Annotated in this window: 15 protein-coding genes; 3 read left to right on the forward strand and 12 right to left on the reverse strand. The window is 63.4% G+C overall.

The window, feature by feature from the left end; translation table 11 throughout:
* Positions 1 to 53: 53 nt before the first annotated feature.
* The 8 genes from IVA79_RS00365 to urtA form a co-directional block, all read right to left on the reverse strand.
* Positions 54 to 359: an urease subunit beta gene (locus tag IVA79_RS00365; RefSeq protein WP_247549422.1), complete on the reverse strand. Its 306-nt coding sequence runs from the start codon at positions 357 to 359 to the stop codon at positions 54 to 56.
* A gap of 9 nt (positions 360 to 368) precedes the next feature.
* A complete protein-coding gene (locus IVA79_RS00370) occupies positions 369 to 671 on the reverse strand; it encodes an urease subunit gamma (RefSeq protein ID WP_007605424.1) in 303 nt (100 codons plus the stop codon).
* Positions 672 to 721: 50 nt separating this feature from the next.
* Positions 722 to 1,552: an urease accessory protein UreD gene (locus IVA79_RS00375; RefSeq protein ID WP_247549424.1), complete on the reverse strand. Its 831-nt coding sequence runs from the start codon at positions 1,550 to 1,552 to the stop codon at positions 722 to 724.
* A gap of 32 nt (positions 1,553 to 1,584) precedes the next feature.
* Positions 1,585 to 2,280, reverse strand: a complete 696-nt coding sequence (urtE, locus tag IVA79_RS00380; protein WP_247549426.1) for an urea ABC transporter ATP-binding subunit UrtE — start codon at positions 2,278 to 2,280, stop codon at positions 1,585 to 1,587.
* Positions 2,281 to 2,283: 3 nt separating this feature from the next.
* A complete protein-coding gene (gene urtD / locus IVA79_RS00385) occupies positions 2,284 to 3,045 on the reverse strand; it encodes an urea ABC transporter ATP-binding protein UrtD (protein ID WP_135166590.1) in 762 nt (253 codons plus the stop codon).
* Positions 3,046 to 3,051: 6 nt separating this feature from the next.
* Entirely contained in the window at positions 3,052 to 4,221 is a 1,170-nt protein-coding gene (gene urtC / locus IVA79_RS00390; RefSeq protein ID WP_247549428.1) for an urea ABC transporter permease subunit UrtC, read from the reverse strand.
* Positions 4,218 to 5,825 (reverse strand): urea ABC transporter permease subunit UrtB, encoded by a 1,608-nt coding sequence (gene urtB, locus IVA79_RS00395; protein WP_247549429.1) that lies wholly within the window; start codon positions 5,823 to 5,825, stop codon positions 4,218 to 4,220. Before urtB ends, urtC begins: the two co-directional genes overlap by 4 nt.
* Before the next feature lie 84 nt (positions 5,826 to 5,909).
* On the reverse strand, positions 5,910 to 7,229 hold the full coding sequence (gene urtA, locus IVA79_RS00400) for an urea ABC transporter substrate-binding protein (RefSeq protein WP_247549431.1): 1,320 nt from the start codon (positions 7,227 to 7,229) through the stop codon (positions 5,910 to 5,912).
* 480 nt (positions 7,230 to 7,709) lie between these two features.
* On the opposite strand from urtA, the gene IVA79_RS00405 reads away from it, so the two are divergent.
* From IVA79_RS00405 to IVA79_RS00415, 3 genes are all read left to right on the forward strand, one after another.
* Positions 7,710 to 9,293: a DEAD/DEAH box helicase gene (locus IVA79_RS00405; protein ID WP_247549433.1), complete on the forward strand. Its 1,584-nt coding sequence runs from the start codon at positions 7,710 to 7,712 to the stop codon at positions 9,291 to 9,293.
* Positions 9,294 to 9,317: 24 nt separating this feature from the next.
* Positions 9,318 to 9,605, forward strand: coding sequence for a translation initiation factor IF-1 (infA, locus tag IVA79_RS00410; protein ID WP_008131890.1), 288 nt, complete (start codon positions 9,318 to 9,320; stop codon positions 9,603 to 9,605).
* A gap of 267 nt (positions 9,606 to 9,872) precedes the next feature.
* Positions 9,873 to 10,085 (forward strand): cold-shock protein, encoded by a 213-nt coding sequence (locus IVA79_RS00415; protein WP_028138527.1) that lies wholly within the window; start codon positions 9,873 to 9,875, stop codon positions 10,083 to 10,085.
* Between the two features lie 101 nt (positions 10,086 to 10,186).
* Here the strand turns inward: IVA79_RS00415 and IVA79_RS00420 are convergent, their stop codons facing one another.
* From IVA79_RS00420 to IVA79_RS00435, 4 genes are all read right to left on the reverse strand, one after another.
* Positions 10,187 to 10,801, reverse strand: a complete 615-nt coding sequence (locus IVA79_RS00420) for a TadE/TadG family type IV pilus assembly protein (protein WP_247549435.1) — start codon at positions 10,799 to 10,801, stop codon at positions 10,187 to 10,189.
* 17 nt (positions 10,802 to 10,818) lie between these two features.
* Positions 10,819 to 11,400, reverse strand: a complete 582-nt coding sequence (locus IVA79_RS00425) for a TadE/TadG family type IV pilus assembly protein (protein WP_247549437.1) — start codon at positions 11,398 to 11,400, stop codon at positions 10,819 to 10,821.
* 235 nt (positions 11,401 to 11,635) lie between these two features.
* The gene (locus IVA79_RS00430; RefSeq protein ID WP_247549438.1) at positions 11,636 to 12,133 is read right to left on the reverse strand and encodes a pilus assembly protein N-terminal domain-containing protein; all 498 of its coding nucleotides are present in this window, start codon (positions 12,131 to 12,133) and stop codon (positions 11,636 to 11,638) included.
* Between the two features lie 154 nt (positions 12,134 to 12,287).
* On the reverse strand, positions 12,288 to 13,115 hold the full coding sequence (locus IVA79_RS00435; RefSeq protein ID WP_247549448.1) for a sterol desaturase family protein: 828 nt from the start codon (positions 13,113 to 13,115) through the stop codon (positions 12,288 to 12,290).
* Positions 13,116 to 13,235: the final 120 nt, after the last annotated feature.

A 13,235-nucleotide genomic window follows, 5' to 3' on the forward strand; every position in this document is an offset into this window, starting at 1 on the left:
AAGACCTCCGTTTCCGCCTCAACGGTGCCGCGCCATGCTCGTTCCTGCCCAGCTCACAGCTTCCCCATGACGTCGCCGCGAAAGCCGTAGATCGTCTTCTTCCCCGCCATGGCGACGAGGTGGACGTCGCGGGTCTGGCCGGGTTCAAAGCGGACGGCGGTGCCGGCGGCGATGTCGAGACGCATGCCGCGAGCTTTCTTGCGATCGAATTTCAGGGCCGGGTTGGTCTCGAAGAAATGATAGTGCGAGCCGACCTGGATCGGGCGGTCTCCGGTGTTGGCCACCGTCAGCGTCACGGTCTTGCGGCCGGCATTGAGCTCGATCTCGCCGTCCTGGATGAAGAGTTCGCCGGGGATCATGCTTTTCTCCTACCTGATCGGCTCGTGCACGGTGACGAGCTTGGTGCCATCCGGAAACGTCGCCTCGACCTGGATGTCGTGGATCATCTCGGGGATTCCCGGCATCACCTGATCGCGGGTCAGGACCTGCGCGCCGGACTGCATCAGTTCGGCGACGGTGCGGCCGTCACGGGCGCCTTCGAGGATGAAGTCGGAGATGATCGCGATCGCCTCGGGATGGTTGAGCTTGACGCCGCGGTCCAGCCTGCGGCGGGCCACGATCGCCGCCATCGAGATCAGAAGCTTGTCCTTTTCGCGGGGAGACAGGTTCATGCAGAATCTCTTCCGTTCAACTCGTCAATTCAGCCAGTCAATTCAGCCAATCAGTTCAGCCAGAGCCGCGGCAGCGCCGCACCGGTGCGCGCCAGCACAGCCATCATGTCGGCGCGCAAGCGCGCCGCATCTTGGGCACAGAACCGCGCCATTGCAAAGCCATTCCACGCCGAGATTCCGACCTCGCCGGAGAATGAGTCCATGGCCTCGCGGATACGCTCGACCAGGGCCTCGTCGCCGGGGACGATCAGGGCTGTGCCGATCGCGGCGCCGCCTTTGGCAACGGCGGATCGCCCAAGTTTTGCACCGATATCGCCGTCGAGCCTGACCGTCTCGGCGAACACGAGCTTGCCCCCACGATGCATCCGCCAGCAATCGACGAACTCACCCTGCTCCATCCGCTCGCCCATGGCGGTGCGGCCGAACACGACGATGTCGCAGAGCAGGAACGAAGCGTTCTCGTCGAGCGCGATGTCGAAGCGGCGGTGAACCTTGGCGCGGTCGAACAGGATGGTCTCCTGAGGCAGCCAGGCGAGATGCGCGCCCTCATCGACCTTCAATCCAACACCGAGCTGCGCCGCGGCCCCGGGCGCACGATAGACTTTTTCTGCCGCCGCCGTCGTCAATGTCAGCCGCGAACCTTGGCCCGCTGTGATGTCGATATCGAAACTGTCCCCACCGGCGACCCCGCCGGCCGTGTTGACGAACACACCAGACAGCCCCTCGCCTTCCGGCGAAGGAAAACGCACGCGCAGCGAGCCGGATTCATGCAAGATCCCGCGACGCGTCACGCCATCGCGCGCATGCACGTCGAAGCGCACCGCGCCGCGGGCCCGGTTGGCCTCGAACACCCCTGACGTAACTGAAAACTCGCTGCGCATCCGCCTCCCCAGCCGGTCGCGGCAGAATGGCCTTACAGCGCCATCTGGCGGCTGATCTCGCCCGGATCGAGATTGGAGCGGTCGCAGGTGAACTTCACCGCGCCGCGATCCATCACGGCGAAACTGTCGCCGAGTTCACAGGCAAAGTCGAGATATTGTTCGACCAGCACGATGGCGATGTTGCCAAGGTTGCGCAAATAAGAGATGGCGCGGCCGATGTCCTTGATGATCGAGGGCTGGATGCCCTCGGTCGGCTCGTCGAGCAGCAGCAGTTTTGGCCGCATCACCAGTGCGCGGCCGATCGCGAGCTGTTGTTGCTGGCCACCGGAGAGATCGCCACCGCGCCGGCCGAGCATGGATTGCAGCACCGGAAACAACGAGAACACGTCGTCCGGAATGTGCTTGTCCTCGCGCTTGAGCGGACCGAAGCCGGTCTTGAGATTCTCTTCGACCGTCAGCAGCGGAAAGATCTCGCGGCCCTGCGGCACGAATCCGATGCCCTTGCGCGCTCGCTCATAGGGCTTCAGGCCGGTGATGTCGTTGCCGTCGAGCACGATCGCACCCGAGGAAATCGGATACTGCCCGACCATGGCGCGCAGCAGCGACGTCTTGCCGACGCCGTTACGTCCGAGCACGCAAGTGACTTTGCCCGGCTCGGCCGCGATCGAGACGCCGCGCAGTGCCTGGGCAGCGCCGTAGAACAGGTTGATGTCCTTGACCTCAAGCATCGTTCAGCGTCCCAGATAAACTTCGATGACCCGCTCGTTGGACGAGACCTGGTCGATGGTTCCTTCCGCGAGCACCGTGCCCTCGTGCAGGCAGGTGACCTTGACGCCGAGCTCGCGCACGAATGTCATGTCGTGCTCGACGACCATCACGGTATGGGTCTTGTTGATCTCTTTCAGCAGCTCGGCGGTAAGGTGCGTCTCGACGTCGGTCATCCCCGCGACCGGCTCGTCGACGAGCAGCAATTTCGGGTCCTGCGCCAGCAGCATGCCGATCTCAAGCCACTGCTTCTGGCCGTGGCTGAGGCTGCCGGCAAGGCGGTTACGGGCGTCGGTGAGGCGGATCGTCTCCAGCACCTTGTCGATGCGCTCGGACTCGGCCTTGCTGCCGCGCCAGAACAGCGTGCCCTTGACGCTGTGATCGACATTGAGTGCGAGCAGGAGGTTGTCCTGCACGGTCTGGCTCTCGAACACCGTCGGCTTCTGGAATTTGCGGCCGATGCCGAGCTCGGCAATGCGGGTCTCGTCGAGCCGCGTCAGATCAGTGACGCCGTCGAACAGCACGGTGCCCTCGTCGGGCTTGGTCTTGCCGGTGATAATGTCCATCATCGTGGTCTTGCCGGCGCCGTTCGGGCCGATGATGGCGCGCATTTCGCCGGGCTCGAGCGTCAGCGACAGATTGTTGATGGCATGGAAGCCGTCGAACGAGACGTGCACGCCGTCGAGATAGAGCATTGCGGACGTTGCGCGGTTGTCCATGACGTTCATGTGCGCCTACTCCGCCATCTTGGGTTCGGTGACGCCGTCCTCGGCCGCGGCGCTCGCCAGCGCCGCGGCGTTGCGCTTTTCCTTCGACTGATCCCACCAGGCGTTGAACGTGCCGACGATGCCCTTCGGCAGCAGCAGCGTCACCAGGATGAACAGTGCGCCGAGCATGAACAGCCAATACGGCGCGAGCACGCCGGAGGTGAAGAATGTCTTGGCGTAGTTGACGACGACGGCGCCGAGTGCTGCGCCGACCAGCGTGCCGCGGCCGCCGACCGCGACCCAGATCACCGCCTCGATCGAATTGCCCGGCGCGAATTCGGATGGATTGATGATGCCGACCTGCGGCACGTAGAGCGCGCCGGCGACGCCGGCCATGCAGGCCGACACCGTGAACACGAACAGCTTGTAGGATTCGACACGGTAGCCGAGGAAGCGCGTGCGCGATTCCGCGTCACGCACCGCGATCAAGACCTTACCGAGCTTGGACGAGACGATGGCGCGGCAGATCAGGAAACCAATGATCAGCGCCAGGCAGCTCAGCGCGAACAGCGCCGCCCGGGTCCCTTCAGCCTGGACGTTGAAGCCGAGGATGTCCTTGAAGTCGGTCAGGCCGTTGTTGCCGCCGAAGCCGAAATCGTTGCGGAAGAAGGCGAGCAGCAGCGCATAGGTCATCGCCTGCGTGATGATCGAGAGATAGACGCCGGTGACACGGGAGCGGAAGGCGAGCCAGCCAAAGCAGAAGGCGAGCAGGCCGGGCACCACCAGCACCATCAGCGCCGCGAACCAGAACATGTCGAAGCCGTACCAGTACCAGGGCAGCTTCGAATAGTTCAGGAACACCATGAAGTCGGGCAGGACCGGGTTGCCATAGACGCCGCGCGTGCCGATCTGCCGCATCAGGTACATGCCCATGGCGTAGCCGCCGAGCGCGAAGAAGGCGCCGTGACCGAGCGAGAGGATGCCGCAATAACCCCAGATCAGATCGATCGCGAGGGCGAGGATGGCGTAGCAGACATATTTGCCCCAGAGCGCGACGAGATAGGTCGGCACCTGCAGGAATGACCCTGCAGGCAGCAGCAGGTTGGAGAGCGGGATGAGAATGCCGAGGGCCGCGACGACGGCAAGGAAGATCGTCGCGCTGCGGTCCAGCGATCGCGTCAGCATGTGAGGGGTCATGCTTCCACCGCACGGCCCTTGAGCGCGAACAGGCCGCGCGGCCGCTTTTGAATGAACAGGATGATCAGAACCAGGATGGCGATCTTGCCGAGCACCGCGCCGGCGACCGGCTCCAGGAACTTATTGGCGATGCCGAGCGTGAAGGCGCCGACCAGCGTGCCCCAGAGATTACCCACCCCGCCGAACACCACGACCATGAAACTGTCGATGATGTAGCTCTGGCCGAGATTGGGGCTGACATTGTCGATCTGCGACAGCGCCACCCCGGCGATGCCGGCAATACCCGAACCGAGTCCAAATGTGAGCGCATCGACGCGCGAGGTGGCGATGCCCATCGAGGCCGCCATGCGGCGGTTCTGCGTCACGGCGCGCATCTCGAGGCCGAGCGCGGTGTAGCGCAGCATCGCGAGCAGGATCGCGAACACGGCCAGCGTGAACACGAGGATCCAGAGCCGGTTATAGGTGATGGTAATCTGGCCGAGCTCGAACGCGCCGCTCATCCAGGAGGGATTGCCGACCTCGCGGTTGGTCGGGCCGAACATGGTGCGCACCGCCTGCTGCAGCACCAGCGACAGGCCCCAGGTCGCAAGCAGCGTCTCCAGCGGACGGCCGTAGAGGAAGCGGATGATGCTGCGCTCGATCAGTACGCCGATCGCGCCTGCGACGACAAAGGCGAGCGGCACGGCGATCAGCAGCGAATAGTCGAACAGGGCGGGATAGCGGGTGCGGATCACCTCCTGCACCACGAAGGTGGTGTAGGCCCCGATCATCACCATCTCGCCATGCGCCATGTTGATCACGCCCATCACGCCGAAGGTAATGGCGAGCCCGATCGCGGCGAGCAGCAACACCGAGCCGAGCGAGAGGCCGTACCAGGCATTCTGAACCGAGGACCAGATGGCGAGCGAAGACTGGATCGAGCCGATCGCGCTCGCCGCGGCCTTGGTCACCGAAGCCGGCTGGTCGCCCATGCCGGTGAGCAGCGCCATCGCCTCCTGGTCGCCGCGGGCCTTGAGCGTGGCGACCGCCTCGAGCTTCTCGAGCTCGGAGGCATCCGCCTTGAACAGCAGGATGGCCGCGCGGGCCTCGCCGAGCGCGGCCTTGACGGACCTGTTGGTTTCCTTGGCAATCGCAGCGTCGACGGCCTCGAGCGCGGTCTCCTCATGCGATTTGAAGACGGACTGCGCGGCCTGCAGGCGCGTTCCGACATCCGGCGACTGCAGCGTCAGGCTGCCGAGCGCGGCGTCGACACTGCGGCGCAGGCGGTTGTTGAGGCGGACCGCGCTCGCGCTGTCGGGAACGCTGGCGACGGCCTCACCGGTCGCGGCATCGATCGACTTGCCGTCGGCGCCGGTGACGTAAACCTTCTTGCTGTCGGGATCAGCCATGAGGCGGCCGTCCTGGAGCGCGCTGATGATGGGGAAAGCCAGCTTATTGCCACTGCCCGCGACCACACTGATCGCTTCTTCCGTGTCGGAGAAATCGTCATTGGCGAATTTGGCGACTCCGTCCTCGAACGGACCGGCAAACGCCGGCAGCGCGAACGCGATCAGCAACAACGAGAGCGCAAGCGAGCAGAGGCGCGCGGACAAAGAGGCTGGCACTGTGAAAGACCCCGGCGGAAATGGGTGGAGAAGGCGGCGGGATCGCCGCCTTCTCCGATCGTGCAATGGAGTCTCAGATCCGGCTCAGGAGCCCGAACCGAGGCACTTGTTGGTCTTGGTGTTGAAGTTGCCGCACTTCTTGCCGACCCAGTCGCCGATCAGGTCCTTGGAACCGTCGAGCTCCTTCGACCAGGCATCGCCCGCGACGAGACCGGGGGTCTTCCAGACCACGTCGAACTGGCCGTTGCCCTTGATCTCGCCGATGAACACCGGCTTGGTGATGTGGTGGTTCGGCAGCATCTTCGACACGCCGCCGGTCAGGTTCTTGGCTTCGATGCCCGGGAGAGCGTCGATCACCTTGTCGGGATCGGTCGACTTCACCTTCTCGACCGCCTTGACCCACATGTCGAAGCCGATCACGTGCGCTTCCATCGGATCGTTGGTCACGCGCTTCGGATTCTTGGTGTAGGCCTGCCACGCCTTGATGAACTTCTCGTTCTCCGGCGACTTGATGGACTGGAAGTAGTTCCAGGCAGCGAGATGGCCGACCAGCGGCTTGGTGTCGATGCCGGCGAGCTCTTCCTCACCCACCGAGAACGCGACGACCGGGATGTCCTTGGCCTTGATGCCCTGGTTGCCGAGCTCCTTGTAGAAGGGAACGTTGGCGTCGCCGTTGATGGTCGAGACCACCGCGGTCTTCTTGCCGGCCGAGCCGAACTTCTTGATGTCGGCCACGATCGTCTGCCAGTCGGAGTGACCGAACGGCGTGTAGTTGATCATGATGTCTTCCTGGGCGACACCCTTGGACTTCAGATAGGCTTCCAGGATCTTGTTGGTGGTGCGCGGATAGACGTAGTCGGTGCCCGCGAGCACCCAGCGCTTCACCTTCTCTTCCTTCATCAAATAGTCGACGGCGGGGATCGCCTGCTGGTTCGGCGCCGCACCGGTGTAGAACACGTTGCGCTCGCTCTCCTCACCCTCGTACTGCACGGGGTAGAACAGGATGCTGTTCAGCTCCTTGAACACCGGGAGCACCGACTTGCGCGACACCGAGGTCCAGCAGCCGAACACGACCGAGACCTTTTCCTTGGTGATCAGCTCGCGCGCCTTCTCGGCGAACAGCGGCCAGTTGGAGGCGGGGTCGACGACGACGGCCTCGAGCTTCTTGCCGTTCACGCCGCCCTTCTTGTTCTGCTCGTCGATCAGGAAGAGGATGGTATCCTTCAGCGTGGTTTCGCTGATGGCCATGGTGCCGGAAAGAGAGTGCAGCACACCGACCTTGATGGTGTCGGCGGCTGTCGCGCCGGTCAATGGAGCCAGACCGAGCATCAGGCCGGCGGTCGCAGCGAGAACGCCACGGCGGCTAAATGACGCCGCTATATCGTGAATGGATTTGCTAAGCATGAGTGTCTCATCTCCCTGACGCAGACGTGAAAAACGCTGCGAAACGGCCCCACGGCCGCCTGCGATTAACGGATTCGCAAGAACCGTGCCATGGACTGAACACCCACCAACCAATTGGTTTTGCTCGTATAATTGCCAGAAATCAAAGTTTCGCCACCAAGAAATAGCCCAAAATTTGAGCATTTCAAATGTATGCCAAAGCGGCAGACGGGCTAATTGTTGTGCAACTTGCCAGCTCTGGCTAAATTTCCGGCATAATTATTTCTGCACTGCAATCACCATTTCGAGCGCGCCTGCCTTGAAAGCGCCCCCTCAATGTTCCATATGAACAGCCGAGACCTGTTGCGAATCAAGAGGTCGTTGCGAGCCGCGTGTTCTTAAGCCCCTACGGGCCTCTGGCTTGCCCCATATCTCCCAAGCCATCCGACACCCTAAACACGCAGGTGTCTTCTCGACACCCTTTTGCGCGCGCCGCGCTGAATGCGCCGGGCGCCCGCTTTTGACATGGAAAGAACCCATCTTTTGACTTCGTTTCAGGATTTCGGCCTCGCCGAACCGATCGCGCGTGCTCTCGCCGAAGAGAACTACGTCACTCCCACCCCCATCCAGGCCCAGACCGTTCCGATCGCGCTGACCGGCCGCGACGTCGTCGGCATCGCCCAGACCGGCACCGGCAAGACGGCGTCCTTCGCGCTGCCGATCTTGCACCGCCTGCTCGAGCATCGCATCAAGCCGCAGCCCAAGACCTGCCGGGTGCTCGTGCTGTCGCCCACCCGCGAGCTGTCCGGCCAGATCCTCGACAGCTTCAACGCCTATGGCCGTCACGTCCGCCTGTCCTCGACACTCGCCATCGGCGGCGTGCCGATGGGGCGCCAGGTCCGCGCGCTGATGCAGGGCGTCGACGTGCTGGTCGCCACCCCCGGCCGCCTGCTCGATCTCGTGCAGAGCAACGGATTGAAGCTCTCGAGCGTCGAGTTCCTCGTGCTCGACGAGGCCGACCGCATGCTCGACATGGGCTTCATCAACGACATCCGCAAAATCGTCGCCAAGCTGCCGATCAAGCGGCAGACGCTGTTCTTCTCGGCCACCATGCCGAAGGACATCGCCGAGCTCGCCGATGCCATGTTGCGTGACCCCGCCCGCGTCGCGGTGACGCCGGTCTCCTCGACCGCCGAGCGGATCAACCAGCGCATCGTCCAGGTCGACTTCTCCGCCAAGCCCGCCTTCCTGACCAAGCTTCTGAAAGACGAGCCGGTCAACCGCGCGCTGGTCTTCACCCGCACCAAGCACGGCGCCGACAAGGTGGTGAAGTCGCTCGAGAAGGCCGGCATCCCTGCCAGCGCCATCCACGGCAACAAGTCGCAGAACCATCGCGAGCGCACGCTCGCCCAGTTCCGCTCGGGCGAGATCCGCACCCTGGTCGCCACCGACATTGCCGCCCGCGGCATCGACGTCGACGGCATCAGCCACGTCATCAATTTCGACCTGCCCAACGTGCCGGAAACCTACGTCCATCGCATCGGCCGCACCGCGCGCGCCGGCGCCGATGGCACCGCGATCTCGCTGGTCGCTGGCGGCGAGGAACTCAGCTATCTCCGCGACATCGAACGGCTGATCCGCGTGGCGCTGCCGCGCGAAGACCATCGCACCGACGCCGGCCGCCGCGACGCCGGCCCGCCCCCGCCGCAGCAGCGACAGGGCCGGTCGGGCCGCCCGGGCCAGCGCCCGCAGGGCGCCCGGCACGGCGACGGACGGCGTGGCGACGACAGGCATGCCGACGGACGTCACCATAGCGCCGGCAGGCAAGGCGACGGACGGCCCGGCGAAGGACGCCATGGCGAGGGCAGACCTGTTGATGGCAGGCCCGGTGAGGGCCACAAGGCCTCCAAGGGGTCTCGCCGCCGCCGCGGTTCCGGTGGTAAGATGAACTCCTCACCCGCCGATCGGTCGGAACAGCGTCCCGCGCATAGCGCCGGCAAGCCTGATGGAATACAAGGCGTTGCCTTTTTGCGTCGCGAGAGTCGCCCCAACGGCCGACCGAACCGCAATCCTCATTCGAACTAACAGTCTACGACTGGAGACACCCACATGGCCAAGGAAGAGCTGATCCAGTTCGAAGGACTGGTCACCGAAATCCTCCCCGACGCCCGCTACCGCGTGCAGCTCGACGCCGGACACGAGATCGTTGCCTATACCGCCGGCAAGATGAAGAAGAACCGCATCAAGACGCTGGCGGGCGACCGCGTGACGGTGGAGATGTCGCCCTATGACCTCGAGAAGGGCCGGCTGATTTTCCGCCACAAGGACGAACGTCCCAGCGGGGTGGGTGGACCGCCTCGTCCCGGACAGCGCGGCGGCCAGTTCCGCCGCCGCTAGTCGATGGCTGGCGCGCGAGCGCGGAAGTCGAATGCCGATCTGCATGTTGATCCGCCGTGGACATCCGGCGGATCAAAAAATCGTGCGCATCCGGATTGTTTTGAGGCTCTAATTCCGATAAAATGAATTATCGATTTTCGGCCGGACGACATTAGCATCCACCGGTACAGCCGGTTCAGACACGCTGACGACCCTTCCAAAAATTCGATCTAACCGGCCTGCGCGAGCAGGCTCCAACATTGTGTTATCTGAGAAGGGACTACCCCCGTGAGCATGGGAACCGTGAAGTGGTTTAACGCGACCAAAGGCTTCGGCTTCATTCAGCCCGACGATGGCGGCCAGGACGTGTTCGTTCACATCAGCGCTGTGGAACGTGCGGGCCTCGGCACGCTGCGTGAAGGTCAGAAGATCTCCTACGAGATCGTGGCCGACCGCCGTTCCGGCAAGTCGGCAGCAGACAACCTGCGCGCCGCGGGCTGAACCGCCGGGCGCTTGGCCCGATCGGCCGGCGCCAGCCAAAGAAGCAAGAAGGCCGTGCGCGACGCACGGCCTTTTTCATTTCGGAAGCCTGCACGTGCATGTCAGCACGAGGACGGCACGCCGTTGTAGGGAACGCAGGTGACCTGGCGCGGCCGCGTGTAGGAGAGATCGCTCAGCGGGATGCTCGACTTCAGCACGTAGCCAACTGATGGTTGGTAAATGTAGCTCGCCTCGCTGAGGATGAGGTAGGTCGACGGAATCAGCAGCGTCGAGGGAAGCTCGCCGGTGACCTTGTCGCCGGCCTTGCGGGCCGAGGTCGCCAACGTCGCCTGGGTCGCGCCGCTCGCAATGGTGCCGGCCTTGCTCCACTGGACCGTGGCAATGCTGTTGGCATCGATATAGATCTGGGAGATCGAGCCTTTCACGAGCGTGGCATCGTACGGCATGATGATCGAGATGCTGGCCGTGAACGCGTTCTGCATGTCGGAATCGGTCAGCGTCGTCGACTGCGACGTCAGATCGGACAGCGTCCGTGCAATCAACGTGACCTTGCGATCGATCGCCACGGCCGACGAGAATTCGACGGTGCCGAAGAACATCACCAGCATCAGCGGCACGATGACCGCGAATTCGGTCGCCGCGAGCGCACGGCTGTCGGCGATGAAGCCGCGCACCGAGCAGCGTGCATTCCCCAAGAAATTCGCAATCACCTGCATTGGTCCGCTCATTTGCCTCAGAAGGGTTCGTTCTTGAAGGCTGCGGTCGCCACCAGCAGTCGCTTGCTGCTGCAACCGATGTTGTAGCCGAGGCCGGTGACGAAGAGCGGCCACTGATAGAACATCCGCACCACGACGACCTGGCTGGAGCTGCCGGGATTGTATTGCACGCCGGTCGGATTGAAGTTGCAGGAATCGCCGTAACTGGTGAGGCTCAGCGTGGTGAAGGAGCTGGTGCTCACCACGTCGACATAAAGCTTGCTGCAATCGAACAGCGCCGGGATCTGGCTGCAGACATAGGCCTTGAACGTGGTCTGATCGCACGCCGAGACCACGTTGGGCGTGGTCTGACAGGCCGTCACCGAGCCGCCCTGCGCTTGCGCCTGGCCGGTCAGAATCGCACGCGCCGAATTCTGGGTGATGGTCTCGAGCACCTGGCCCGCGAAGAACACCAGCGCCGTCTCGATGATGGCGAACAGCAGCGCGAAGAAGATCGGAGCGACCAGCGCGAACTCGACCGCCGCGGAGCCGCCACGGCTGCCACGGAATCGGCATAGCGCCTTGCGGAGCGTGAACCTCGTAGGTGGAAGCGATGGCATCGCGTCAAAATCCCCAGCAGCGGCGATCCTCTGCTTCATTCAATAGCTAAAACTGATTGTTTAAGTGTTGCAGGCGATTCAGACCCGGCGAACCGCACCGTTAAGGATGCGTTAACCAGGCACGCCCCGACGCACCGGAAAGGCGGCGCGCGCAGAAAGGCCTCGCCCCGACATCCGAAAAATGCCCAGGCGGGATCATGCGATCCTGCCCGGGTGAACCCGCCGGTCGGCCCGGCTAGTTGGACTTGGTGCCCGCACCGGCGTTGCCGCTGGCACTGCTGCTCAGCGAACCGGCCTGGCTCATCGTGTTGTTGAAATAGGTGTCGCTGTCGCCGAGCGTCACGCGACGCTGGCAAAGCGGCGCGCAGCTGTAGGACTCGCGCTCGATCCCGCGATAGATGGTGACGACCCGGTCGCTCGGACCTTCGACCTGGATCTGGCGGTCGACCAAAATCTCGCCGCTCCGGTCGAGCGCGATGAAGTTGGTGGCACCATAACCCTTGCCGGTCACGACGATCATGCCGCCGGGCTGGAGGGTGACGTCCGCGATCAGGGGATTGCCGACCACGATGGTCGCTACCTTGCCGGGCAGCCGCACCAGCTTGGCCTGATCGACATTGACGGCGATGGTGTCGGCGGTGGGCTCGGCGAGGCCGGCAGCCGGTGATGCCAGCACTGCGGCAGCCACCAGAAGACAAACGCGCGCATGACGACGCAGCAATTCTTTACGCATACTCTTACCCCCGGGACGTCACAAACCGGCAGAAGCGACCCGATAACAACGGAGCCAGTGCCCGACCCCGGTAACCTGCCTTTAATTCGTGAACGTTCCGCAAACTCGCCGACTATTGTTTGAACGGACCGGCGTTTACGGCCGAATAATCCGACTAGCGGCGGAACGGATAGGCCAGTTGGCCCCCGAACTCCTTCGGCATGGTCGCTTCGTCCTTGCCATAGTCCTGCGGCAGCCGTCCCTCCGGCATGCGGAAGGTGCCGAACAGCACGTCCCAGATCGGGAAGGTCCCGGCGAAATTGGTGTTGCCACCCTCTTCGAGCGAGGTGTGGTGCCAACGGTGGAAGACCGGCGTTGCCAGCAAATATCTGAACGGTCCGAAGGTCCAGTTCAGGTTGGCGTGCACGAAGGCCGAATGGAAGGTGGTGAATGGGCCGACCCAGATCATGACGTTCGGAGAGATGCCGGCCATCAGCAGCACGACGTCGACGCTGATCGTCCCGAGCACGAGATTGACGGGATGGAAGCGGGCCGCGGAAATCCACCCGATTTCCTCCGACGAATGATGGACGGCGTGGTACTTCCAGAAGCCGCCGTCATGGAACAACCGGTGCAGCCAATACAGCATGAAATCAGACAGCACCAGGAATAGCAGGGCCTGCACCCACAGGGGCAGCTCCGACAGCGGGCCGTGGCCATTGTCGTAGAAGGCGATCAGCCCGTCGGCATCGTGGATGTTGAAGATGGCGCCGGCGCCGACCACCAGAAGTCCGATCCGCATGGTGCGGGCGAACACCGGAACGAAGAACCAGTAACAGATGTCGGTGACGATCTCCCGCTTGCGCCACCATGGCGCGCCGGGATTGCAGGCCCAGAAATGCTCGAGCACGGTGAACACGGCCGCTAGCACGAAGGTGACGGGGATCACCTTCACGATGGTCTCGCCGAGCATCATGGCGACTTGCATGGGCAGGCTCGACATCGTCGCCTCTCTCGCGGATTCCGGTTGTCCTACGCCTACTCCGCTAAATTTAAGGGAGGGTGAAGCCGCCGCTGCGCTGACGATGCATCTGGAACTGGAGCGAATAACAGCCGCCGCCTT

The organism is Bradyrhizobium sp. 138 (genome assembly GCF_023074075.1).
GTDB lineage: Bacteria > Pseudomonadota > Alphaproteobacteria > Rhizobiales > Xanthobacteraceae > Bradyrhizobium.

What these genes read in the sequence shown, in the direction of transcription:
- urtD (WP_135166590.1), bottom strand. Translation starts at nt 3,045, where the DNA reads ATGAACGTCATGGACAACCGCGCAACGTCCGCAATGCTCTATCTCGAC.
- IVA79_RS00405 (WP_247549433.1), top strand. Translation starts at nt 7,710, where the DNA reads ATGCGCCGGGCGCCCGCTTTTGACATGGAAAGAACCCATCTTTTGACT.
- IVA79_RS00420 (WP_247549435.1), bottom strand. Translation starts at nt 10,801, where the DNA reads ATGCAGGTGATTGCGAATTTCTTGGGGAATGCACGCTGCTCGGTGCGC.
- IVA79_RS00365 (WP_247549422.1), bottom strand. Translation starts at nt 359, where the DNA reads ATGATCCCCGGCGAACTCTTCATCCAGGACGGCGAGATCGAGCTCAAT.
- IVA79_RS00430 (WP_247549438.1), bottom strand. Translation starts at nt 12,133, where the DNA reads ATGCGTAAAGAATTGCTGCGTCGTCATGCGCGCGTTTGTCTTCTGGTG.
- IVA79_RS00435 (WP_247549448.1), bottom strand. Translation starts at nt 13,115, where the DNA reads ATGTCGAGCCTGCCCATGCAAGTCGCCATGATGCTCGGCGAGACCATC.
- infA (WP_008131890.1), top strand. Translation starts at nt 9,318, where the DNA reads ATGGCCAAGGAAGAGCTGATCCAGTTCGAAGGACTGGTCACCGAAATC.
- urtC (WP_247549428.1), bottom strand. Translation starts at nt 4,221, where the DNA reads ATGACCCCTCACATGCTGACGCGATCGCTGGACCGCAGCGCGACGATC.
- IVA79_RS00425 (WP_247549437.1), bottom strand. Translation starts at nt 11,400, where the DNA reads ATGCCATCGCTTCCACCTACGAGGTTCACGCTCCGCAAGGCGCTATGC.
- urtE (WP_247549426.1), bottom strand. Translation starts at nt 2,280, where the DNA reads ATGCTTGAGGTCAAGGACATCAACCTGTTCTACGGCGCTGCCCAGGCA.
- urtA (WP_247549431.1), bottom strand. Translation starts at nt 7,229, where the DNA reads ATGCTTAGCAAATCCATTCACGATATAGCGGCGTCATTTAGCCGCCGT.
- IVA79_RS00375 (WP_247549424.1), bottom strand. Translation starts at nt 1,552, where the DNA reads ATGCGCAGCGAGTTTTCAGTTACGTCAGGGGTGTTCGAGGCCAACCGG.
- IVA79_RS00370 (WP_007605424.1), bottom strand. Translation starts at nt 671, where the DNA reads ATGAACCTGTCTCCCCGCGAAAAGGACAAGCTTCTGATCTCGATGGCG.